The sequence below is a fragment of the Streptomyces sp. DT2A-34 genome (assembly GCF_030499515.1).
Lineage (GTDB): Bacteria > Actinomycetota > Actinomycetes > Streptomycetales > Streptomycetaceae > Streptomyces.
Genome location: NZ_JASTWJ010000001.1, coordinates 1,545,425 through 1,567,276, shown reverse-complemented (window position 1 = coordinate 1,567,276; position 21,852 = coordinate 1,545,425). Strand labels below are relative to the sequence as shown.

Annotated in this window: 22 protein-coding genes and 5 pseudogenes; 14 read left to right on the top strand and 13 right to left on the bottom strand. The window is 69.8% G+C overall.

Translation table 11 applies throughout. From position 1 onward, the window contains the following. Window positions 1-18 precede the first annotated feature (18 nt). On the bottom strand, window positions 19-876 hold the full coding sequence (locus QQM39_RS06850; protein ID WP_301995724.1) for a TIM barrel protein: 858 nt from the start codon (window positions 874-876) through the stop codon (window positions 19-21). Between the two features lie 136 nt (window positions 877-1,012). Here QQM39_RS06850 and QQM39_RS06845 point away from each other — a divergent pair, with 136 nt between their 5' ends. The 7 genes from QQM39_RS06845 to QQM39_RS06815 all read left to right on the top strand — a co-directional run bounded on the left by QQM39_RS06845 (window position 1,013) and on the right by QQM39_RS06815 (window position 6,771). Continuing rightward, the gene (locus QQM39_RS06845) at window positions 1,013-1,264 is read left to right on the top strand and encodes a hypothetical protein (protein ID WP_301995723.1); all 252 of its coding nucleotides are present in this window, start codon (window positions 1,013-1,015) and stop codon (window positions 1,262-1,264) included. After that, window positions 1,261-1,629 (top strand): helix-turn-helix domain-containing protein, encoded by a 369-nt coding sequence (locus tag QQM39_RS06840; RefSeq protein WP_301995722.1) that lies wholly within the window; start codon window positions 1,261-1,263, stop codon window positions 1,627-1,629. Before QQM39_RS06845 ends, QQM39_RS06840 begins: the two co-directional genes overlap by 4 nt. A gap of 123 nt (window positions 1,630-1,752) precedes the next feature. Further along, entirely contained in the window at window positions 1,753-2,292 is a 540-nt protein-coding gene (gene uraD, locus QQM39_RS06835; protein ID WP_301995721.1) for a 2-oxo-4-hydroxy-4-carboxy-5-ureidoimidazoline decarboxylase, read from the top strand. A gap of 2 nt (window positions 2,293-2,294) precedes the next feature. Further along, entirely contained in the window at window positions 2,295-2,687 is a 393-nt protein-coding gene (gene uraH, locus QQM39_RS06830; RefSeq protein WP_301995720.1) for a hydroxyisourate hydrolase, read from the top strand. 5 nt (window positions 2,688-2,692) lie between these two features. Beyond that, complete coding sequence (gene pucL / locus QQM39_RS06825) at window positions 2,693-3,616, top strand: factor-independent urate hydroxylase (RefSeq protein WP_301995719.1); 924 nt, start codon at window positions 2,693-2,695, stop codon at window positions 3,614-3,616. Between the two features lie 133 nt (window positions 3,617-3,749). Further along, a complete protein-coding gene (locus QQM39_RS06820) occupies window positions 3,750-5,129 on the top strand; it encodes an 8-oxoguanine deaminase (protein ID WP_301995718.1) in 1,380 nt (459 codons plus the stop codon). A 292-nt stretch (window positions 5,130-5,421) separates the two neighbouring features. Beyond that, window positions 5,422-6,771 (top strand): nucleobase:cation symporter-2 family protein, encoded by a 1,350-nt coding sequence (locus tag QQM39_RS06815; protein WP_302003503.1) that lies wholly within the window; start codon window positions 5,422-5,424, stop codon window positions 6,769-6,771. Here the strand turns inward: QQM39_RS06815 and QQM39_RS06810 are convergent. After that, complete coding sequence (locus QQM39_RS06810; RefSeq protein WP_301995717.1) at window positions 6,734-7,339, bottom strand: 3'-5' exoribonuclease; 606 nt, start codon at window positions 7,337-7,339, stop codon at window positions 6,734-6,736. The genes QQM39_RS06815 and QQM39_RS06810 overlap by 38 nt on opposite strands. A gap of 114 nt (window positions 7,340-7,453) precedes the next feature. Between QQM39_RS06810 and QQM39_RS06805 the strand changes: the two genes are divergently transcribed. Continuing rightward, a complete protein-coding gene (locus tag QQM39_RS06805; RefSeq protein WP_301995716.1) occupies window positions 7,454-9,085 on the top strand; it encodes a serine/threonine-protein kinase in 1,632 nt (543 codons plus the stop codon). A 51-nt stretch (window positions 9,086-9,136) separates the two neighbouring features. Here the strand turns inward: QQM39_RS06805 and QQM39_RS06800 are convergent. Next, window positions 9,137-9,535: pseudogene (locus QQM39_RS06800) on the bottom strand (MFS transporter); the annotation flags it as partial. 8 nt (window positions 9,536-9,543) lie between these two features. Between QQM39_RS06800 and QQM39_RS06795 the strand changes: the two are divergent. Then, window positions 9,544-9,772: pseudogene (locus QQM39_RS06795) on the top strand (winged helix-turn-helix transcriptional regulator); the annotation flags it as partial. Between the two features lies 1 nt (window position 9,773). Here QQM39_RS06795 and QQM39_RS06790 read toward each other — a convergent pair. From QQM39_RS06790 to QQM39_RS06775, 4 genes are read right to left on the bottom strand one after another with little or no spacing between them, the layout of a single operon-like run. Continuing rightward, window positions 9,774-10,196, bottom strand: a complete 423-nt coding sequence (locus tag QQM39_RS06790) for a thioesterase family protein (RefSeq protein ID WP_301995715.1) — start codon at window positions 10,194-10,196, stop codon at window positions 9,774-9,776. Window positions 10,197-10,250: 54 nt separating this feature from the next. Next, window positions 10,251-10,886 (bottom strand): hypothetical protein, encoded by a 636-nt coding sequence (locus tag QQM39_RS06785; RefSeq protein WP_301995714.1) that lies wholly within the window; start codon window positions 10,884-10,886, stop codon window positions 10,251-10,253. A gap of 41 nt (window positions 10,887-10,927) precedes the next feature. Further along, the gene (locus tag QQM39_RS06780) at window positions 10,928-11,359 is read right to left on the bottom strand and encodes a histidine phosphatase family protein (RefSeq protein ID WP_367668910.1); all 432 of its coding nucleotides are present in this window, start codon (window positions 11,357-11,359) and stop codon (window positions 10,928-10,930) included. A gap of 3 nt (window positions 11,360-11,362) precedes the next feature. Beyond that, a complete protein-coding gene (locus QQM39_RS06775) occupies window positions 11,363-11,866 on the bottom strand; it encodes a hypothetical protein (RefSeq protein ID WP_301995713.1) in 504 nt (167 codons plus the stop codon). Between the two features lie 489 nt (window positions 11,867-12,355). Here QQM39_RS06775 and QQM39_RS06770 point away from each other — a divergent pair, with 489 nt between their 5' ends. Further along, window positions 12,356-12,985: a class I SAM-dependent methyltransferase gene (locus QQM39_RS06770; RefSeq protein ID WP_301995712.1), complete on the top strand. Its 630-nt coding sequence runs from the start codon at window positions 12,356-12,358 to the stop codon at window positions 12,983-12,985. A 33-nt stretch (window positions 12,986-13,018) separates the two neighbouring features. Here the strand turns inward: QQM39_RS06770 and QQM39_RS06765 are convergent, their stop codons facing one another. The 3 genes from QQM39_RS06765 to QQM39_RS06755 are packed head-to-tail and all read right to left on the bottom strand — an operon-like array spanning window position 13,019 to window position 16,013. Further along, complete coding sequence (locus tag QQM39_RS06765) at window positions 13,019-14,557, bottom strand: hypothetical protein (RefSeq protein ID WP_301995711.1); 1,539 nt, start codon at window positions 14,555-14,557, stop codon at window positions 13,019-13,021. Further along, entirely contained in the window at window positions 14,554-14,892 is a 339-nt protein-coding gene (locus QQM39_RS06760; protein WP_301995710.1) for a helix-turn-helix transcriptional regulator, read from the bottom strand. The genes QQM39_RS06765 and QQM39_RS06760 overlap by 4 nt, the downstream gene beginning before the upstream one ends. Then, entirely contained in the window at window positions 14,889-16,013 is a 1,125-nt protein-coding gene (locus tag QQM39_RS06755; RefSeq protein ID WP_301995709.1) for a site-specific integrase, read from the bottom strand. The genes QQM39_RS06760 and QQM39_RS06755 overlap by 4 nt, the downstream gene beginning before the upstream one ends. A gap of 423 nt (window positions 16,014-16,436) precedes the next feature. Between QQM39_RS06755 and QQM39_RS46095 the strand changes: the two are divergent. Further along, a pseudogene (locus QQM39_RS46095) lies at window positions 16,437-17,067 on the top strand (Tn3 family transposase); the annotation flags it as partial. 122 nt (window positions 17,068-17,189) lie between these two features. Here the strand turns inward: QQM39_RS46095 and QQM39_RS46090 are convergent. Together QQM39_RS46090 and QQM39_RS06735 are read right to left on the bottom strand one after the other, a co-directional pair. Next, window positions 17,190-17,727 (bottom strand): annotated as a pseudogene (locus QQM39_RS46090) (DUF2087 domain-containing protein). A gap of 212 nt (window positions 17,728-17,939) precedes the next feature. Beyond that, entirely contained in the window at window positions 17,940-19,370 is a 1,431-nt protein-coding gene (locus QQM39_RS06735) for an amidase (RefSeq protein WP_301995706.1), read from the bottom strand. A 126-nt stretch (window positions 19,371-19,496) separates the two neighbouring features. Between QQM39_RS06735 and QQM39_RS06730 the strand changes: the two genes are divergently transcribed. Further along, window positions 19,497-20,102, top strand: a complete 606-nt coding sequence (locus QQM39_RS06730; RefSeq protein ID WP_301995705.1) for a TetR/AcrR family transcriptional regulator — start codon at window positions 19,497-19,499, stop codon at window positions 20,100-20,102. A 93-nt stretch (window positions 20,103-20,195) separates the two neighbouring features. Here the strand turns inward: QQM39_RS06730 and QQM39_RS06725 are convergent, their stop codons facing one another. Then, window positions 20,196-20,324 carry a hypothetical protein gene (locus QQM39_RS06725; RefSeq protein ID WP_301995704.1) on the bottom strand — a complete coding sequence of 43 codons (129 nt, stop codon included), beginning with the start codon at window positions 20,322-20,324 and terminating at the stop codon, window positions 20,196-20,198. 5 nt (window positions 20,325-20,329) lie between these two features. On the opposite strand from QQM39_RS06725, the gene QQM39_RS06720 reads away from it, so the two are divergent. Both QQM39_RS06720 and QQM39_RS06715 read left to right on the top strand, forming a co-directional pair. Next, window positions 20,330-20,914 (top strand): DinB family protein, encoded by a 585-nt coding sequence (locus tag QQM39_RS06720; RefSeq protein ID WP_301995703.1) that lies wholly within the window; start codon window positions 20,330-20,332, stop codon window positions 20,912-20,914. 45 nt (window positions 20,915-20,959) lie between these two features. Further along, window positions 20,960-21,775: pseudogene (locus tag QQM39_RS06715) on the top strand (IS5 family transposase). Window positions 21,776-21,852: the final 77 nt, after the last annotated feature.

Genomic DNA, 21,852 nt, shown 5'->3' with positions numbered 1-21,852 from the left:
CCCCAGGGGACGGTGCCGTCAGCGGGCGGCGCGCTGCTCCACCGGCAGCCAGTCGAAGGCCTCCGCGCTCGGGCGGTCGCCCGGCTTGTACTCCAGGCCGACCCAGCCCTCGTAGCCCGCCTTCCTCAGCTGGTCGAGCAGCTCCTCCAGCGGCAGCGTCCCCGTGCCGGGCGCGCCGCGGCCCGGGTTGTCGGCGATCTGCACGTGGCCGGTCTTCGCGGCGTACTGCTCGATCACCGAGGGCAGGTCCTCGCCGTTCATGGACAGGTGGTAAAGGTCCATGAGGAACTTCGCGTTGCCCAGTCCTGTCGCCTCGTTGACCTTGTCGACGATGCCGACGGCGGCCGGTGCGGACACCAGCGGGTACAGCGGCGACTCCGGCTTGTTCAGCGCCTCGATGAGAAGGATCGCGCCGATCCGGTCGGCCGCCCGGGCCGCGAGGACCAGGTTCTCCAGCGCGAGCGCGTCCTGCTCGGCCGGGTCCACGCCTTCGACGCGGTTGCCGTACAGGGCGTTGAGCGCGCGGCAGCCCAGCGACTGGGCGAAGTCGGCGGCCACGTCGATGTTGGCGCGGAACCTCTCCGACTCCTCGCCCGGGACCGACAGGGCGCCCCGGTCGGGGCCGGGCAGCTGACCGGCGTAGAAGTTCAGCCCGGTGAGCTGGACGCCCGCGTCCTCGATCGCCTTCTTCAGGGCGCCGAGCTCGGACTGCTCGGGGGTGGGGGAGTCGACCCAGGGCCACCACAGCTCGACCGCGGTGAAGCCGGCCGCGGCGGCGGCCGCGGGGCGCTCCAGGAGCGGGAGTTCCGTGAAGAGGATCGACAGGTTGACGTTGAAGCGCTGCTCTGCGGCTGTGTCCCATTCAAAACCTGGCATGTCGCCGACGCTCCCTTCCGTTGTCGAGATTCCATATTGCGGAAGTTAGTTTCTGCCTACTGGAAGATTGCCGCCGTGTGGCGAAGCTTGTCAAGAGGGGTCGGCGGAAAGCGTCACCTGGCGTTAGGTTGAGCGCGTGCGATTGAGAGTGGAGTTCACGACCGAGCCCTTCGACCTCGACGAGGCGCCCGCGCACGCGCTGGTGGCCCGCGAGGTCATCGAGGCGGCCGAGCTCGACGCGGTGGACGTCGGTCCGTTCGGCAACACGGCCGAGGGGGGCGCCGACGCCGTGCTCACCGCCTTGGACGCCCTGCTGCGCAAGTCGCTGGAGGCCGGTGCCACCCGGATCTCGCTTCAGCTCAACGTGGTCGGGGAGGGCGAGGAGTGACCGGTACCGGGGACGAGCCCTTCATCGCGGCCGTGAAGCCGCTGGTCGACGCCATGGGCGGCGAGATTCTCCCGCCGGACGAGGCCGGCCCCGAGGACGTCGTGCTCTCCTGGGAAGGGGTCGACGTCGTCGCCGTACGCCTGCCTCAGCTGGCCGACTCCCTGGATCACATCCTGGCGGCCATGGAGCGCAGGAAGGGTAAGCCGCTGGCGGACCTGGACCGCAAGGCCAAGCAGGAGGTCGTACGGATACTCGAGGCGCGCGGCGCCTTCTCCGTGCGGCACGGTGTGGAGACGGTGGCGAGCGCGCTCGGGGTGAGCCGCTTCACGGTCTACAACTACCTCAACCGTGAGAAGGGCGCCTGAGGCGTCCCGTCCGGTTTCGTTACCGCGAATTTTCAACAAAGTGTTGACGTCTCGTCGTCGTAGGGCGTTAGCTATCGGCACGCCCGTTCAGTACGAAGGCCCTTCGCGGCCACGGAGGCTCCCGTGACGTCGAATTCCACGCCCTCGGGCCTGGCCCGGTTCAACGCCCTGGAGGAGCACGCGGCCCACGCCGCCCTCCATGAGGCGTGCGCCGCCACGGCGTGGGCGAAGCGGCTGCTCGCCGCCCGTCCCTACGCCACCGCCGACGACCTCTACGCCGCCAGTGACGCCGCCATGGCCGAGCTGACCGCCGAGGACCTGGCCGAGGCGATGGCCGGCCACCCGCCGATCGGCCGCCCCAAGCCGGGCGATCCGACCTCGGCCCGGGAACAGCGCGGCATGGCCGGCGCCTCCGAGGAGCTCAAGGCGGAGATGCTCGAACTCAACCTGGCCTACCAGGACAAGTTCGGCCATGTCTTCCTGATCTGCGCCACCGGCCGGACCGGCGAGCAGATGCGCGACGCGGTCAAGGAACGGATCGGGAACTCGCCGGAGCAGGAGCGGGAGATCGTCCGCGCCGAGCTGGGCAAGATCAACCGTATCCGGCTCGCCCGCCTCGTCGACGAAGACCGATCTTCGAGGAAGACCGAAGAGGACGCCTGACCATGAGCACCAGCACCACCGCCTCCGTGTCCACGCACATCCTGGACACCAGCATCGGCCGCCCCGCCGAGGACGTCGCCGTCCAGCTCTCCGCCCGCTCGGGCAGGGATGCGGACTGGCAGGCACTCGGCGGCTCCGCGACCGACGCGGACGGGCGGTGCAAGGACCTCCCGGCGCTGCCGGAGGGGACCACACACGTACGGCTCGACTTCGCGGTGGAGCCGTATTTCGAGAAGAAGCAAGCCGATGCGCAGCAGGACGCCCCCGCGAATCGGGACAGCGGTGCCGTGTTCTTCCCCGAGGTGGCGATCACCTTCGCCGTGCAGCCCGGGGAGCACTACCACGTGCCGCTGCTGCTCAACCCGTTCGGCTACTCCGTTTACCGAGGGAGCTAGCAGACATGCCCACGATCCTGGGACAGAACCAGTACGGCAAGGCCGAGAACCGAGTCGTAAAGATCACGCGGGACGGCGCCACCCACCACATCAAGGACCTGAACGTATCCGTCGCGCTCTCCGGCGACATGGACGAGGTCCACTACTCCGGCTCGAACGCCAACGTCCTGCCGACCGACACCACCAAGAACACGGTGTACGCGTTCGCCAAGGAGTACGGCATCGAGTCCGCCGAGCAGTTCGGCATCCACCTCGCCCGTCACTTCGTCACCTCGCAGGAGCCGATCCACCAGGCCCGGATCCGCATCGAGGAGTACGCCTGGGAGCGGATCGAGGCCTCCGACGCCAACTCGCAGTTCATCGGCTCCGACGAGGTCAAGCACTCCTTCGTCCGCCAGGGCCAGGAGACACGGCTCACGCAGATCACCTACGACGGTGAGAAGTGGGAGGTCGTCTCCGGCCTCAAGGACCTCGTCGTGATGAACTCGACGAACTCCGAGTTCTGGGGCTACGTCAAGGACAAGTACACGACGCTGAAGGAGGCCTACGACCGCATCCTGGCCACCCAGGTCTCCGGTCGCTGGCGGTTCAACTGGACCGACGACGAGCAGCGGATGCCCAACTGGGAGAAGTCCTACGAGCAGACCAAGAAGCACATGCTCCAGGCCTTCGCCGAGACCTACTCGCTGTCGCTGCAGCAGACCCTCTACCAAATGGGCTCGCGCATCATCAACAACCGCAGCGAGATAGACGAGGTCCGCTTCTCCCTCCCGAACAAGCACCACTTCCTGGTGGACCTGGAGCCGTTCGGGCTGAAGAACGACAACGAGGTGTACTTCGCCGCCGACCGCCCCTACGGCCTGATCGAGGCCACCATCCTGCGGGACGGCTGCGAGGCGAAGATCCCCATGGACCTCACCAACCTCTGATCCATCCTCTGATCCATCCCCTTTCGGCACCCGTGGCCGGGGAACCCGCCTTCCCGGTCACGGCACTCAAAACTCCCAGGGTCCTGCCGTGCCCTCTCCATTCAGCACAACACCCGTGAAAAAGGGGCGAACCATGGCAGCAGCCCAGCGCATCGTCATCGAGAACTGTTCGATCGCGACGGTGGACGCGCATGACACCGAGCACGCCACGGGCCACATCGTCATCGCGGACAACCGCATCGAGTCGCTCGGCGCGGGCAAGGCCCCCGAGGGCCTGGAGAACGTCGTACGCCGCATCGACGCCACCGGGCACCTGGTCACCCCCGGCCTGGTCAACACCCACCACCACTTCTACCAGTGGATCACCCGGGGCCTGGCCACGGACCACAACCTGTTCAACTGGCTCGTCGCCCTCTACCCGACCTGGGCGCGCATCGACGAGCAGATGGTGCGCTCGGCCGCCCAGGGCTCGCTGGCGATGATGGCCCGCGGCGGCGTCACCACCGCCATGGACCACCACTACGTCTACCCCCAGGGCTCCGGCGACCTGTCCGGCGCCATCATCGGCGCCGCCCGCGACATGGGCGTCCGCTTCACCCTCGCCCGCGGCTCCATGGACCGCAGCGAGAAGGACGGCGGCCTGCCGCCGGACTTCGCCGTCGAGACCCTCGAAGGCGCGCTGGCCGGCACCGAGGAGACCGTCAAGCGGCACCACGACGCCTCCTTCGACGCGATGACCCAGGTCGCCGTCGCCCCCTGCTCCCCCTTCTCCATCTCCACCGAACTCCTCAAGCAGGGCGGCGAGCTGGCCCGCCGCCTCGGCGTGCGCATGCACACCCACGGCTCGGAGACCGTGGAGGAGGAGAAGTTCTGCCACGAGCTGTTCGGCATGGGCCCGACCGACTACTTCGAGTCCACCGGCTGGCTCGGCGAGGACGTGTGGATGGCGCACTGCGTCCACATGAACGACTCCGACATCGCCGCCTTCGCCCGTACGAAGACGGGTGTCGCCCACTGCCCGTCCTCCAACGCCCGCCTCGCGGCCGGCATCGCCCGCGTCCCCGACATGCTCGCCGCAGGCGTCCCGGTCGGCCTCGGCGTCGACGGCACCGCCTCCAACGAGTCCGGCGAGCTGCACACCGAACTGCGCAACGCGCTGCTCATCAACCGCCTCGGCGCCCACCGCGAGGCCGCCCTGAACGCCCGGCAGGCGCTGCGCCTCGGGACGTACGGCGGCGCCCAGGTCCTCGGCCGCGCGCGCGAGATCGGCTCACTGGAGCCCGGCAAGCTGGCCGACCTCGTGCTGTGGAAGCTGGACACCCTCGCCCACGCCTCCATCGCCGACCCGGTGACCGCGCTGGTCTTCGGCGCGGCGGCCCCGGTCACGGCATCGTTCGTGAACGGCCGGCAGATCGTCGAGGACGGGCGGCTGCTCACGGCCGACGAGGACGCCATCGCCCGTTCGACGCGGGAAGAGGCCCAGCGCCTGGCGAGGATCGCGGCGCAGGCCTGATCCAGGCCTGACCAGTTGAAGATCTCCGGTCGGGAGGGACGGCTCCCGACCGGTGGCCGTGGACCCGAGCGGGGTCCATGGCGGCCGTCTCCGGGGCGCGCGTGAACGCGTGCGCCCCGGAACGGTCTCCGTTTCCCCCAGAACGGGCCCGTCCCCGGTCCCGCACGACCACTCGCACCACCTCCATGACACCCACGTCAGAGCCGACGTGTTACCCAACCGGAGGAGAGCCGCAGTGTCCGCCCAGCCCGTTTCGCCCCACCCCGTCGACGAGAAACTCCCCGCCCTGAAAATGGCGACCACCGGTCTGCAACACGTGGCCGCCATGTACGCGGGAGTCGTCGCCCCACCCCTGATCGTCGGCGCGGCCATAGGCCTCTCCGCCACCGACCTGACCTTCCTCACCGGCGCCTGCCTGTTCACCGCGGGCCTCGCCACCTTCCTCCAGACACTCGGCATCTGGAAGATCGGCGCCCGGCTGCCGTTCGTCAACGGCGTCACCTTCGCCGGCGTCGCGCCCATGACCGCGGTCGTCGCCTCCACCGAGGACAAGTCCGACGCCCTGCCGATCATCTTCGGCGCGGTCATCGTCGCCGGAGTCCTCGGCTTCCTGGCGGCCCCCTTCTTCAGCAAGGCGGTCCGCTTCTTCCCACCGGTGGTCACGGGTACGGTCATCACCCTGATCGGCATATCCCTCCTCCCGGTCGCCTTCGGCTGGGCACAAGGGCCCGACCCCGCGGCGCACGACTACGGTTCGGCGACGAACCTGGGCCTCGCGGCCGGAACCCTGCTGATCGTCCTGCTCCTGCGCCGCTTCACCAGGGGCTTCGTCAAGCAGATCGCCGTACTCCTCGGCCTGGTCGTCGGCACGCTGATCGCGATCCCGTTCGGTGCCACGGACTTCGGCCCCGTCGCGGACGCCGACGTCATCGGCTTCCCGACCCCGTTCCACTTCGGCGTCCCGCAGTTCCAGCTCGCCGCGATCATCTCGCTGTGCGTGGTCATGGTGGTCTCGATGACCGAATCGACGGCCGACATGCTGGCGCTGGGCGAGATCGTCGAGCGCCCGGCGGACGAGAAGACCATCGCGGCCGGCCTGCGCGCCGACACCCTCGGCTCGGCGATCAGCCCGCTCTTCAACGGCTTCATGTGCAGCGCCTTCGCGCAGAACATCGGCCTGGTGGCCATGACGAAGATCCGCAGCCGGTACGTCGTCGCGGTCGGCGGCGGCTTCCTCGTCCTGATGGGCCTGTGCCCGATGGCGGCGTCGCTCATCGCGGTCGTACCGCGCCCGGTGCTCGGCGGCGCGGGTGTCGTCCTCTTCGGCTCGGTCGCCGCGAGCGGCATCCAGACCCTGGTCCGGGCCGGCCTCGACAAGGACAACAACGTACTGATCGTCGCCGTCTCGCTGGCCGTCGGCATCGTCCCCATCACGGCGCCGGAGTTCTATCACGCCTTCCCGGAGACGGTGCGGATCGTCCTCGACTCCGGCATCTCGACCGGCTGTGTGGCGGCGGTCCTGCTGAACCTGGTCTTCAACCACCTCGGCAGTGGCGGCCGGGACGCCCAGGACGTGACCCACCCGATGGAGGCGGGGGAGGAGATCACCGGGACGGCGACCCGGGCCCCCGCCACGCCATGAGGTTGGCGAACAGCTCGGCCTGCTCGATGGCGTCGTCCAGCGCATGGTGCGTGTGGCGGCGCCTCGACAGCAGCTCGCGCGGCATGGTGCCCTTGGCGACGGCCCGCAGGGGCAGCCCGGCCTTGGTGGCGTACAGCGTCTTCATGTCCAGGCAGCCGGAGTGGCCGAAGGGGCTCGCTCCGGTGAAGCGGATCAAGTACCAGTACAGGAACGTCCAGTCGTACGACGCCGGGTAGCCGCACATCACCGGCTGCGCGTCGCCGCGGACCTCGCGCACCCAGCGCGTGAACTGTGCGAGTGCCAGGGCGGGGTCGAGGCCCTCCTTGCCGAGGCGCTCGCGGTCGAGTCCGCTCACGGCCAGCGCCTCGGGGACGAACTCCTCGCTGATCGGGCGGAGTTCGCGGTAGAAGGTGTGCTGCTCCGGGTCGGCCGCCGTGAATCCGTCCGCGTCCTGCACTCCCGCGACCGCCGCGCCGAGGCTCAGCATCGAGTACGGCCCCGGGATCGGGCCGTCGGCCTCGATGTCGACGGAGATGTAGAGGCTGGGTCTGATGCGTCGTGCCGCCATGGAGCGGGAGCATCCCAGGCTTCCGGGACTTCCCGCATCCGAATTCCGCTTAGGCTTCTGCCTCGGTCAACTCAGGGTTGACCAGGGGTTCAGGGGATGAGGGGAAGCGGGCCGATGAACAACGCCACCGAGGTGTTCCAGCCACTGCAGGCGGACGATCCGCCCGTCGTGGCCGGCTACCGCCTCGCCGCCCGGCTCGGCGCGGGTGGCATGGGCCGGGTCTACCTGTCGCACACGCAGGGCGGCCGACCGGTGGCGACCAAGGTGGTACGGCCGGAGCTGGCCGACGACCCGGATTTCCGGCGCCGGTTCCGCCGCGAGGTGGAGGCGGCCCGGCGAGTGCGCGGCGCGTACACCGCCGAACTGATCGACGCCGACGCGGACGGCGTACCGCCCTGGCTGGCCACGCTGTACGTGCCCGGGCCGTCCCTGGCGGAGGCCGTGGCCCGGCGCGGACCGCTGCCGGTGCCCGCCGTGCTGTGGCTGGTGGCGGGGGTGGCCGAGGCACTGCAGGCCATCCATGGTGCGGGCATCGTGCACCGGGACCTGAAGCCGTCGAACGTGCTGCTGGCCGCCGACGGGCCGCGCGTGATCGACTTCGGCATCTCGCTCGCCGCCGACCTCACCTCGTACACCGCCACGGGCTCCGCTGTCGGCACGCCCCAGTTCATGGCACCGGAGCAGGCGACCGCGGGTGAGGTCACGGCGGCGACGGACATCTTCGCGCTGGGCCAGACGGCGGCGTTCGCGGCGCTGGGCGAGCCGCTGTACGGGAACGGCCCCGCGCCGACCGTGCTGTACCGGATCGTGCACGAAGAACCCGACCTGACCCGGCTGCCCGAGCCGCTCCGCCCGCTGATCGCCCGGTGCCTGGCCGCCGCTCCCGGGGAGCGGGCCACCCCGGCGGAGATCGTCGAGTGGTGCCGGCAGCGGCTGGGTGCCAAAGCCGACGCGGGCGCGGGGCCGACCGTCTGGCGGGACGTTATGGGGCCGGAGGCGACGGTTCCGGCTCCGGTCCCCGAACCCACCCGGGTACAGGCGGTGCCGTTGGTCGTCACGCGACCGCAGCCGACGGTGCCGGACGCGCGGCGGACGGGGAGACGGCGTACCGCGCTGATCACGACCGCCGGCGTGACGGCGGGGGCGCTCGTGCTGACGGGCTTCGCGTGGATGATCGCGGACGCGGGGGGCAGGTTCCGCGACTGGGTCGCGGGCGCGCCGACGACGCCCGGTGCGGAGGAGTCCCCGCGGTCGTCGGTGTCGTCATCGGCATCCGCGCCGACGTCCGGGGCCGGTACCGGTACCGGGAGTTCGGGAACCGGTGGCGGGGCACGGGAGTCGCGGCCCTCCCCGACCCTGTCCAAGTCGCCGCAAGCCACCCCGTACCCTCTCGTCTGGTTGGACGGGAAGAGCTCGGTGAGCTTCAAGGACCCGGAAGACCTGCGCAAGGATCGCAAGGGCGATATCCGCCTCGTGTGCGGGCAGACTTGCGCGCTGGAGAGCGACACCAGCGAGTTCGCCTTGCTGTACACGAAGCCCGGGGCCACCCTCGACTCGTGTCGCCTCGCCCTCTCCGACCCCGAAGGCCGGCGCCTCCCGCTGGCCGCGACGGCGAACGGCAGCGAGATCTGCATCAAGCACTCCTCAGGGGACATCGCGCTACTCGTGATCCAGACGAAATCGACTGCGTATCTCCCAGCCGCCTTCGTGACCGCGAACATGACGATCTGGCGGGATGCGGCCTGAGAGACGTCGGAATGGGCGGCGAACCGAGCATCCGCCGCCCCTCCCAGGCCACTACCGGCCCTGCTCAGTCCCGAACGCCGGCTGGTGGCCCCCGGCCGTGGCCGTCACCAGCTCCGTGCCCCGGCCGAGCAGACCGTCGGTGTGGCTCGCCGCCAGGACGGACAGCACCGCCGGGCCCAGCGAACCACCCACCACCTGCGTGGCGTTGAACAGCCCGGACGCCGGCCCCGCGTCCTCGAGCCGTCGACGGGTGCACGGCTCAGCAGCGCCATGCCCGCGACGATGAGCACCAGCCCGGCCCGGCAGCACCCGGTACGCGCAGAACCGGCCGACGGTACGGGCCGACAGACCCAGCATCCGCACCCCGATCGCGATCGGCGCCGGCAGGAACGCCGTGTCGGTGAGCAACTCGCCGTAGCCGAGGACGCGTTGGACGTACAGCGCGCCGATGCGCCACGAACCGCCGGACGCTGACCCTCACCCTGCGCAACCTGAAGCGCGACGGCCTCGTCACCCGCACCGTCCATCCGACGATGCCGCCGAAGGTGGAGTACGAACCGACCCTGGTGGCACGGGAGTTGCACGAGAACCCTGCAACGCCTGACCGACTGGGCCGAGCGGAACAGGGTCTGCATCGCCGAGTCGCGAGCGGCCTACGGCGAGGAGCACGCACCGGAGTCGGTGTGAGCTACAGGCCGAACATCGCGGGGTCCGAGGCCAGTTCCTTGAAGTGCTCCTGCGGATGGGCGACCAGTCTGCGCTCCTTGAGGTCCAGCAGCCCGCCGACCGCCGTGACCTCCGCTGCCACCGTGCCGTCCGCCTTGCGGATCGTCTGCTCGATGCGGAACGTCTTGCCATCGCCCCAGTCGAAGGAACACGTCACCTCGACCTCGTCGCCCGCGAGCAGTTCCCGCAGGTAGCGGATGGTCGTCTCCAGGGCCACCGGGCCGACGCCCCTGCCGAGCAGGCCGGCCTGGCTGATCCCGGCGGCCTGCAGCAGGGACCAGCGGGCGTGTTCCGCGTAGTTGAGGTACACGGCCTGGTTGAGGTGTCCCTGTACATCCGTCTCGTACCCACGGACGGTCACCGGAACGGAAAACGGCTCGGTCACGACTTCCCTTTCGCGTGCCACGCTGCCTGGACATCCGATCCTGACACGTGCCTCCTACATCCGTCGCGGGGAAGCCAGCAGATAGCGCGCTCTTGTACGAGGCTCGGTGTGCTCGCCGACCTGCCAGCCGGCCTTCTCCAAGGTCGCCCCGCAGGCGTGCAGCGCGTCGAGGTCCGGCTCGTGCACGGCGACCGCCTCCGGCTGCGGCGTCGCCCGCACCCGGTATCCCGAGGCGTCCGGCTCCAGCCCGGCCGGACGATGCCCGCCCGCCTCCAGGGCGAGCGCGGCGGCTCGCACCAGATGCGTGCGCTCCCAGTCGCACGGCCGGTCAACGGCCCCGTCCCGGTTGGTCATCCGGCGCAGCTCCAGCAGCCCCTGCCAGGCGCTGTGCACCTCCCGCAGCCGGGCGGGGCCCGCCTTCGGCGCGTCCTGCTCACCGCCGATGCGCGCGGCGAAGACACCGCCGGCCGCAGGAGCCTCCTCCGGTTCCTCGGGCGCTGCCGCCTCCACCTGCCGTATGCGATGCCCCGCCGGCGTCAGAAAGTGATCGTGCGGCGGCCGCGGGTGCCGGAAGGCGAGCCCTCGCTTCACCAGCGCGGCGAGCTGCGCCTCCGTACCCCTCAGTCGCCCGGTCACGGGATCGGCGGCGTCGATGACACGCCGCTGCGCGGCGGTCGGCGGTCGGGTCACGGCGTGTTCCTTCCTGCGCGGGGACTCACCCGCTTCGCAGGCTACGCCGGGGGTCTGACATTCCACCTGGCGAGCACCCGGTCCGCACGCTCCCCGACCTGTTCCGGGCTCTCCCCGGGGTGGGCCGGCGGCCCGGGCGCGACCCCGTCCGTGAACAGAAACCACCCGGGCCGCTCCCGCTGGATCTCCACGGTGGTCACACCTCGTACCCGCCGCAGTCCCTCCCCCAGAAGGGGCACCCACCCGCGGATCGACGTCGACGCGGGCACCCCAACCCCCCAGCTCCGCCGTCTCCCACGCCCGCTGCGACGGGCTGACGAACGCGCCCCGATCCGATGCGACCGCACCCACGGCACCGGCCGCCGCGCCTCTTCCCATCCGTGCTCGGTGAGCGGCACCTCTGTCCATCCGGTGTGCCGCCCGGATCGCGACCAGTCGCTCTCGCCGTGCCGGACGAGAAGGAGATCACCCATGCGTCACAGGCCAAGAGCCCAGCGCTCCAACTCCGCGAAGTCATCCTCCCGCAGCCCCTTGCGCGCGTCGACCGGCAGCAGCAGCGCGGCCGCGTCGTGATGGGCCGCGACATGCCGTACGTCGAGATCGGTGACCATGTCGTCGACCCAGACGAAGGGCCGCCCCGCCGCCCACGCCAGCACGTGCCGCGTCTTCCCGTACAGCCCCTCGGGATCCCGCGCGAAGAGCTCGGGCCACTCGATGACGGGCAGATCACCGGGCAGCCCGACCACCGGCGCGATCATCTCGTTGGCCTGGTGCTGCCACGTCGTGGCCCACGCCAACTCGTACGGCAGCGCCGGCAACCGCGCCCCGTGCCCCGGATGCAACCGCACCCGCAGCCCGCGGCGCAGCCGCCGGGACCCCGGCTGCTGCCGGGCCGACCAGTTGGCCGGATGCAGTCGCCGGGTCACGTAGCCGCGATGACGCAGGAACGGGGCGCGGAAGGGGTTGAGGGGGCCGTCCACTTTACCGACCGCAGGAGCTCGGATACCGGCTCTGGACTGCGACGATTCATGGACTACATGTCCGTGACGCCGAGTTGGGGTCGATGATGGAGCTGCCTATTCAACCCGGACATGATGGGGTCGCTGCCGGATGTGCGTGTCCCCCATGCCTCGGTGGAGGACTGGCAGGCGCTCCTCGATCTTGTCGAGGCGAGGGGTTGGCGGTGCCAGTACTCCGAAGGTGAGACGGTGCCGCCGGTCCCTCGGGCGCAGACCGGGGGTTGATACTGGTGGGCTCTCCTATTCAACTGTCGCCGGTTCTCCGAGGAACCCAGCCATCTGGTGACCGACTGTGGCCGCCAGTGGCGTATCGCTCCAGGTCCCACCGGCCTCGTTGCGGAGCCGGGTGGTGGTCTTGTCGTGATAGCCGAGAGCGTCCGCGGCGAGGGCGCGGGATGCGGGACGGGGCGGGAGAACAGCTGCGAACGGCGGGGTGTTAACTTCCTTCCCGTGGTGGAGCACCAGGACGAGACCAGGGCGGCCTACGACGGGGTCGTCGAGCTGTACGCGTCGTTGTTCGCTGATCGGCTGGAGACGCAGCCGTTCTCGCGGAACATGATCGGCATCTTTGCCGAGCTGGTGCGTGGGACGGGGAACCTGCGGGCAGCCGATGTCGGCTGCGGGCCCGGACATCTGACGGCGATGCTGCATGACCTGGGGCTGGACGCCTTCGGGCTCGACCTCTCCCCAGCCATGGTCGACCACGCCCGGCGGGCCCATCCGGCGCTGCAGTTCGACGAGGCGCGGATGGAGGCCCTGCCAGTCGAGGACGGCGCGCTCGGCGGCGTGCTGGCCCACTACTCGATGATCCACACCCCTCCTGGGGAACTGCCCGCGCTGCTCGCCGAGCAGGCGCGTGTCCTGGCACCAGGGGGCCTGCTCTTGGCCTCGTTCTTCGCGACCGACGGGGCCGAGCCGGTCCGCTTCGACCACAAGGTGACGCCCGCCTATAGCTGGCCTGCGGACCAGTTCGCCGAGCTGCTGGATCGGGCCGGGCTCGTCACGTTCGCCCGGCTGCTCCACGACCCGGCCTCTGAGCGGGGCATCCTCGACGCCCACTTGCTGGCCCGCCTCCGCTAGAGCATGGCCTTCGGTACTGATGGGCTCTCGTATTCAACTGTTGCCGGTTCCCTGAGGAACCCAGCCCACTGGTGACCTTGTGTGATCTCCCGAGGCGTATCGGCTCCAGGTGCCTCCGGCTTGGGCGGCCAGCTTGGCGGTGGTGACCTGGTGGTAGCCGAGGGCGTCGGCGACGACGGGTGCAGGCATCTCCAGGACGTGCTGGCGGATCGCGGAGACCCGGCTGGCGATGGTGGGGATGCCGAGGTCGTTGACCAGAGCCGAGAGAGCGTCGGGGTGCATCGGCTGTCCGGCCCGGCGCCCGGGGAACAGCCAGCGCGAGTCGCGGTTTGTCGCAGTGTTCATGTTGTCCCGGTTGGGGATCCAGCTGAGCAGGAGATCGGCGACCGGCCCGGGGACCGGGGAAGGTGGTTCGCCGAGCCGTAGGAGGACTTGGTCGCCGTCGTGGACCACGTCGTCGACGGTGAGGCGGACGACGCGGCTGAGCGGTTGTGCGTAGAGCAGGACGATGGCGGCCGCGACCCGGGGCCGGAGCGGCAGGTCGTGATCGGTCAGGAGGCGTCCGAGCAGGTCAATGCGTTCGTGTTGCGGGAGCGGTGTCGCTTGGCGGATCACTGCGGCGGGAAGACGGAAGCGCCTGGTGAGCTTGCTGGCCATGCACCACAGCAGGAAGGGCCGAATGGTGTTGCGGCCGTGCTCGGTGTGCTCGACGTGCCAGGCATCGATGTCGGTCTGACGGCAGGTGGGCAGGGTGAGACCGTGCTCGGCGAGCCATCCAAGGAACGCTGTGGCGTGCTTGACCTGGTCGCCGGCATAGCGGCGGCTTGCCGGGGTGAGCGGCTTCTTCTCCGCCCGGGTGCGGAGCTTCGGCAGGATTTCCCAGGTGGCGAATCGGCGGACGAGTTGGGCGTGGTCCGGGTCGGTGATGTCGGCGAGATGGCCGACGAGCCACCGCTCGAAGGAGCAGATCTGCTTGTCGACGGCGGGGAGCACGCCGCAGGCCATCAGGAGTTCCCGCAGGTGGGAGGCTGCCCGCCAGGGCTGGAGAGGGTGGAATGCCTCGTGGGTCAGCTCGATCTCCCCGAGGCCGAGGCGCCGCATCAGGTGTTCGGGCGAGTCGGTCCGTCCCTTGCGGGTGTAGAGCCAGGTCAGACCGGACAGCGGGTTGTCCATGGCGAGCAGGGAGTCGGCGAGCGGGACGAGTTCGGGGCGGATCCGGCCGGTGCCGTCGTCCAGGAGCTCGGTGAGGCGGTCGGCGAAGGTGCAGCGAGTGCACAGGTGCCGGGCGTGGAGTTTGCCCTCGTGTCCGCAGCGGACGCACTGGTAGGAGACGGTGAAGCCCGCGCAGTCCGGGCATATGGACGCGTCGTCGTCGGCCCGCAGGCCGGGGAGTGCGCGGTCGGCGCCGCAGCCGGGGCAGTGTCCACGAACCCGTAGGGCCTTGTCGTGACAGGTGCGGCAGACGTATCCGTCCGGCCACCGTGCGGCAAAGCAGCCGTGGCGTGTGCAGCGGGAGCATGTCTTTTTGTGCCAGCGCTCGTATTGCTCGGCGGTGGTGTAGGCGGGGCTCATGCGTCGGGCAGGATGCGGGCCGGGCGGGGACGCAGCTTCGCGACGTTGTCAGCGGGCGGCGCGGGCAGGTCGCCGGTGGCGGTCTTGCGGACGCCGGCGTTCTCGGCGGTGGTGGCCACCAGGTCGGCCGGAGTGCAGGCCAGGATGTCGCAGAGCGCGGCCATGACCTGCAACGACAGCCGTTCCGGCGTGCCGGAGACCAGGCGGTGGATCTGGGAGGCGGACAGGTCGATGCCGCGCTCGCGCAGCAGCGGTACCAGTTCGGTGGCCGTGAAGACCTGGTGCTGGGCCATCAGCTCACGCAGCCGCCATGTGTAGCCGACCTTGCGTTTCATGCCTGCCTCCCGGTCTGGGTCTCAAGAGCGGCGGCGATCGTGGCGTCGAGGTGCCGGCGCAGGGTGCGGGTGCGGAAGTCCGAGGACACGCAGGTGTAGATCGAGGTGGTGCTGGCGTGCTCGTGGCCGACCTGTTCCTGGACGAAGCGCGGGTCCCAGCCGTCCTCGATCAGATGGGTGACGTATGACCTTCGCAGCGAGTGGAAGTCCAGGCCGTCGTCCAGGTCCAGGGCCTTGCGGTAGGCGATGAAACGGGAGTTCAGCCGCTGGCAGCCGATCCGGGCACCGCGTTCGGAGGGCCAGAGCGCCGGGTTGTTGTCGGTGCCGAACAGGGGACGGACCTCGGTGGACCACTCGTCCAGGACGTCCGCGCTCCAGCCGAACACGGTCAGCACGCTGCGGCGCTTGGGCGGCGAGCCCTTCTTGGCCTTTCCGAAACGGACCAGCAAGCGGCCGTACTCGCCGTGCTCGGCGCCGTGCGGGTTGCGGCCGAAGTCGGCGGCGTCCAGCATCCGCGTCTCGTTGCGCCGCAGCCCGTAGGCGTACGCGGTCTTGAACAAGGTGGCGTCGCGGAACGCGGGCAGCCAGCCCTTGCGGCCGAAGGCCCGGATCCGGGCGACCTCGTCGTCGCAGTGCGCGAAGAACGCGTGCAGTTCGGCCTTGGTGAACGCGCGCTTCTTCGGGTCCGACTCGTTGTCCTGGACGTGCACCGCGGTGTTCCACTCGTGCACCACCTGGACCGGGTGGGTTCCGAACCGCTCCTCGCAGGTCGCGGTCCACTCGTAGAGCGGATCGGTGACGAAGTGGCAGAACGCCCGTACGGCCTCGGAGTACGAGCGGATGGTGGAGCGCTTCAGGTCACGCAGTGAGCGCAGGTCACCGAGCCATTCGTCGACCATCGCCGGCGTCCAGTGCCAGGGGTAGGTGTTCACGTAGGCGGCGAACGCCTTGACCGTGTTCTCCCTGCCCTCCACCGTCGTCCGGGCCAGGTTCCGTGCCAGCTGCTGGTTCGCGAACCCCGTCAGCATTGCCGTGAAGACCTGTTCCTCCGGCCGCAGCAGCGCGACCCCGTCGACCAGAAGCAGCCTCGCCGCCCCCGGTATCGACCCGTTGAACCCCACTGATCTTGCCACCCTCCGCCACTCGCATCAGATGCGAGAAAACCGCATCCTATGCGAGTCGCCGGAAGGGGCGCAGGCCAGCCCCCTGGACCGGTGCTGTCCACGCGTTGCCAGCCGCTATCGTGAGCACCAGCGCAGTAGCCCAATTCCCTGGTCAGGCCGGGTGATTGATGCCTTGGACGGCGACGATGCGCATACCGTCGCGAGTTCGCATCAGATGCAATTGGCGGCGCTTGGAACATCGGAACGAAAACCGGCGCTAAGCCCCTGGAGCGCCGACAGCGCTTTGACCTGGGGTTCGGCTGCGGCAGAGCCTTCGGCAGTCGTGTTGATCACTGACTGTCCGGAGGTCCGGGGTGCCGGTCGAGTTTCTGACGGATGAGCAAGCCGCGAAGTACGCGGCGTACGACGGGGCGCCGTCCTGGGGAGGCGTGGGAGCAGACCAAGCCGACCGTGCTCGCCTCGCTCAACCTGCCCGCCGAGGCAGGTGAGCACCTGGCGGCGCGGGCCGCGCTGCTGGACGGCACCTACCGAGAGGTCGCCGCCCGGGTGCCGGCGAACTCCCAGATCGTGTTCGACGACGACGGACGGCTGCACTCGCCGCCCTGGAACCGGAGCCCGAGCCCGCTTCCCTGCGCCAGCTGAGGGAGGCGGTGGAGGCGATGCTGCCCCGCGTCGACCTGCCGGAGGCCCTGCTGGAAGTGTTCTCGTGGGCCGGCGCCGACCAGGCGTTCACCTCCATCACCGGCGGCGAGGCCCGGCTCAAAGACCTGCACGTGACGATCACCGCGCTCCTGGTCGCACACAGCTGCAACGTCGGCTACACCCCGGTCCTCGGGGCCACGGAGGCGCTGAAATACGGGCGCCTGTCCCACGTCGATCAGACCTATCCGCGGCTGGCGACATACCGGGCTGCGAACGCCACGCTGATCGACTACCAGGCTTCCATCCCGCTCGCGCAGGCATGGGGCGGCGGCCTGGTCGCCTCGGTGGACGGCATGCGGTTCGTCGTGCCGTGCCGTCGGTGTACGCCAGGCCGAACCCGAAGTACTTCGTCCGGGCCGAGCCACGAAACCACGGCGACGGCAGAACACGCTGGCGGGCGTGCCTGTGTGCCAGGCCCGCGCGGTGATCCGCGGGTGTGCGGGCATCGCCGGCCAGTACGCGCACCACCCGTCAGACGCGCTCGTAGGTGGTGCCGGACTCGTTTCTGCGCAACAGACCCTCGTCCACGAGGGCACGGCGCAGGCTCACCCAGTCGTCGAACCATTCCCCGCAGATCGCGTTGACCTTGGACTCGGAGTAAGTCACGCCGGGCTCGAACGAGTCCTTCACAACGGCCAGAACGCGGCTGCGTACCTCCGCCTTGCCCGGAATGGACGTGAGCCGGCCACGGCGGAAGTAGGAGCCCGCCCCGTCTCCGCTGCCCCCGACCGGAGACGCTGACCTCGGCCTGGACTGCGTGCCGGAACGTGTCGTCGAGCAGCGTGTACGTGCGCTTTTCGCTGTCGAAGGCGGCGATCCGGCCGTCCGTCAGCTTCTGCAGCGCCGCGGCAGCGGCCGGTGGGCGGAGCCTGGCCAGTTCGGCGACCTCCGCCACGGAGGTCGCGCCGAGGGCGAGGGCCGCGTAGGCGGCGCGCCGGTCGGTCTGGGCGAGGAGACCGACCAGGTCGCGGCAGGAGGGCGAATGGTCCTCGGTGGGGGCCGTGTTCATGGTGTCCATTCCGGTTGTCGTTCCGGGCTCCGATCGTCGTTGGAGCCTCGGGCGTCTCTACACGTACCGCGATCTCGGGCTGCCGCTGAAAGCGGTTTATGGCGAACGGGTTCCTTTTCAGCCAGGCCGTTGGCACGGGGCCGGCATGCTGTGGGTGAGGGGATACGGAGGGATGCGGGGGCCGCCGAGGGCGCCCTCCCTGGCACAAGGGCTCAATCAGCCCGGCCTCCCACGCGCGGGTCGACCGGTGTGAGAACTCCGAGCCGGTCCTCGATCGCCTGGGCCGCGTCCAGGCACAGGTCCTCCCGGAACGCGCGCCCGACGATCTGCACTCCCAAGGGGAGCCCGTCGACCACGCCGGTCGGTACAGCCACACCGGGCACACCCACGAAGCTGGTCACGCTGCACAGGCGCATCCCCGACCCGACCCGGTCCCGGCCTGCCCTGTCCCGCGACTCCAGCCCCGGCTCGACCGGTGGCTCGGTGAACGACGGGCCGAGCAACAGCGGGTATGCGTCAAGGAATTCGGCCCACGAGCGGCGAATGGTCATCCAGGTGCCCATCAGCTTCATGAACTCGTCCGCGCTTGCGGGCGGGGTCTGTTCCATCGCCATCGCGATATAGCGGTCCCCGCCATTGCCGAGCAGTTCGCGCACCACCGGCCAGGTCGGGGCGAACTCGGTCACGGTGATCCGGCCGTACGCCTCGAGAGCCTCGTCCATCCGCGGTACGTCCCGTACCTCGCGCACGTCGTATCCGGCGTCGCGGAGTGCGTCGGCCGCGGTCTCGATGGCTCCGCGCACCGCGGGGTGGACACCGTGCCCGCCGGGGTCCGCCACGACCGCGACCTTCACCGGCCCGGGGAGCGCTTCGCCGTACGCGGGCACCGGTACGGCCCGTGGGTCTCGCGGATCGGTCCCGGCCAGCACCTCGTAAGCCAGCCGTAAATCGCCCACGCTCCGGGCCAGCGGGCCGTCGGTGACCAGTATCTGGGAGGCCGGGCCCGGGTCGTCCGGGCCGAGAACGCGGTGGTCCGCTGGAAACCGGCCCGTGGACGGCTTCAGCCCGGCCACGCCGCAGAACTGGGCCGGGATGCGCACCGATCCCCCGGAGTCGTTGCCGAGCCCGAGCGCCGCCATGCCCGTGGCCACGGCCACCGCGTCACCCCCGCTGGAGCCGCCCGGGGTCCGGCTGCTGTCCCACGGATTGATCGTGTCGCCGAACAGTTCGCTGCGCGTGTGCATCCCCGCCAGGATCAGGGTGGGAATGTTGCTGTGCCCGATGGGGATGGCTCCGGCTGCGCGCAGCCGTGCCACCGGGAGTGCGTCGGCCGACGCCACCAGATCGCGGAAGCGCTCCGTGCCGAACGTAGTCGGCACGCCTTCGACGGCGGTGCTCTCCTTCACCGTGAAGGGCACCCCCGCGAGGGGCCCCAGCGCTTCACCGGCGGCCCGCCGACGGTCTGTTTGTGTCGCGGCCTCGCGTGCGCGCTCCGCCAGGAGCTGCGTGACCGCGTTCACCTGTGGGTTGACCTCGGCGATGCGATCCAGGTGACTGTCGACGAGTTCGACAGCTGAGACTTCTGCGCTGCGCACAGCCTCCGCCTGCGCCGCGGCCGGCATCTTCCACAGGGCGTCCTGCATGGCCTTTCCTTCCTCATCCACGTAGCAATACGCTTGTATCGGAACTGTAGCCTGGAACCGATACGAGCGCATCGCATAAAGTGCGCTGCGAAGCGGAGCGCTGTGAAACAGGGAGGCGACCGGGCCATGCCCAGGCAGGTGGATCACGGGAGCCGACGCCGCCTCATCGCCGAGGCCGTCTGCCACCTCGCCGAGGAACACGGACTGGAGGGCGTGACCATTCGCGACGTCGCCGCCCGCGCGCAGGTGTCGCTGGGCGCCGTTCAGCGGTGCTTCCGCACCAAGGAAGAGATGCTCGTGTTCGCTCTCGGGCACATCAGCGAGCGGATCAGCGAGCGCGTACAGGCCCGCCTCCTCAGGAGCCCAGCCCAGTCGGCCGGCACCGCCCTGGGCCACGCGGCCACCGAGATCTCACTGCTCCGGGAAGAGCACCGCGCCGAGGCCAGGGTCTGGCTCGCTTTCGTCGCGCAGGCGGCTGTCAGCGAGGCGCTCGCCAGGACGCTGAAGGCGAACTACGCAGCCCTGCAGGAGGCGTTCACCCGCCTCATCTCGGAAGCCGACGTCGTGCCCCTCGATCCACAACGCGAGGCCCGCACCCTCCTCGCCCTTGCGGACGGCCTCACCACGCACGTCCTCATCGGCCACCTCACCCCGCACGAGGCACACGACGTCCTCCACGCACACCTGACCAGCCTCTGGGAGCAACCCGGTCCGGCCTCCTCGCTTCCATGAAGACCGGACCAAGTGAGCCGAAGAAGCGGCAGGCGAATCAGGCCGCTTCACCCATCAGCTCCGGCAAGAGATTGCCAGGACGTAGAGGTTGTCTCACGTGGCAAGTTGCGCGAGCTTCTTGTAGCAGGTCAGGGCGGCGGCCATGGCCAGGCCTCGGCTCTGCCAGTCGTTGCGGACCACGTACGGGATCTTGAGACCGCGAGCAGCCCATGACAGGCTCATGCTGCATGATCGATGAATTCGCGAAAGGAAACCTGCACGGGAGACTGCGGCGGGACCGCAAGGCGCTGCTCTGGAAACTCGACGGCTTGTCCGAATACGACGCCCGCCGGCCTTTGACAGCGACCGGGACCAACCTCCTCGGTCTGGTCAAACACGTGGCCACCGTCGAGGCCAGGTACTTCGGCGAGGTCTTCGACCGCCCTTTCCCGGAACCGCTGCCCCGGTGGCAGGACTCCAACGGCAGCGATCTGTGGGCGACCGAGGACGAGACCCGCGATCAGATCATCGGGTTCTACCGGCGCACGTGGGAACACTCGGACGCGACGATCAACGAGCTTCCCCTCGACGCCCCCGGCCACGTGCCGTGGTGGCCGGAGCCTTATCCCAACACGAACCTGTTCGCCATCATGGTCCATGTCCTCGGCGAGTCCATCCGGCATGCCGGGCACGCCGATATCCTGCGCGAGGGCCTCGACGGCCGGACCGGGGTGCGCGCCGAAAACGAGAAGCAGATCGACGAGGAAGCCCGTGCAGCCTACTGCGCGAAGATCGAGCAGGCCGCCAGGTCGGCCGCACCAATCAAGGCTTAGAGGTTGTCTCACGTGACTTGATGTTCGTGCGGCATGATGCCGGTCGTGGGTGCTGGTCTATCGAAGCGTCTGGTTCCTGATGAACTCTGGGAGCGGGCCGCCCCGTTGCTGCCGTCGTTCGCTGCTCGTCCGCAAGGTGGTGGGACCGCCCCGTGTGACGAGCGGGCCGTGTTCACGGCAGTGGTGTACGCGCTGACCAGCGGCTGTGCCTGGCGGCATCTGCCGCCGACGTTCGGCACGTCGCCCGCCACCGCGCATCGCCGCTTCACGGTATGGACCGAGGCCGGCCTGTGGCGTCGGCTGCACCGGGCGGTGCTGGACGAACTCGGGGCCCGGGGCGAGGTGGACTGGACCTCGGCGATCGTCGACGCGGCCTCCGTTCGCGCCAAAAGGGGGGATCGCTGACCGGGCCGAACCCGGTCGATCGCGGCAAGAAGGGCAGCAAGCTGCACGTGCTGTCCGATCCCCAGGGCATCCCGCTCGCCGTCGCCGTGTCCGGCGCGAACATGCGCGACAGCCTCGCCCTCAAGGCCGCTCATCCGCGGCATACCCGCCGTCCGGTCCCGCCGGGGGCCACGGCGGCGCCGACCCGTCAAACTCCGCGCGGACAAGGCTACTTCTCCGCCGAACGCCTGGCCTGGCTGCGCGAGCGCGGGCTCGTCGCGCGCATCGCGCGGCCCGGCATCGAGTCCGCCGAACGCCTCGGTCGGCACCGCTGGAAGATCGAACGGTCGATCGCCTGGCTCTTCGGCTACCGCCGCCACCGTCCGATACGAACGAAAGGGCTCGCACTTCCTCGCCTTCCTCGGCCTGGCCGCCGCCCTGACCTGCTACAAGAAGCTCGCGAAACCTGCCACGTGAGACAGCCTCGTAGTCTCAGCTGGTTCTTCAATGGGAGGATCGGTCCAGACATTGCGGTTTGCGCCGGTGCTGGCCGA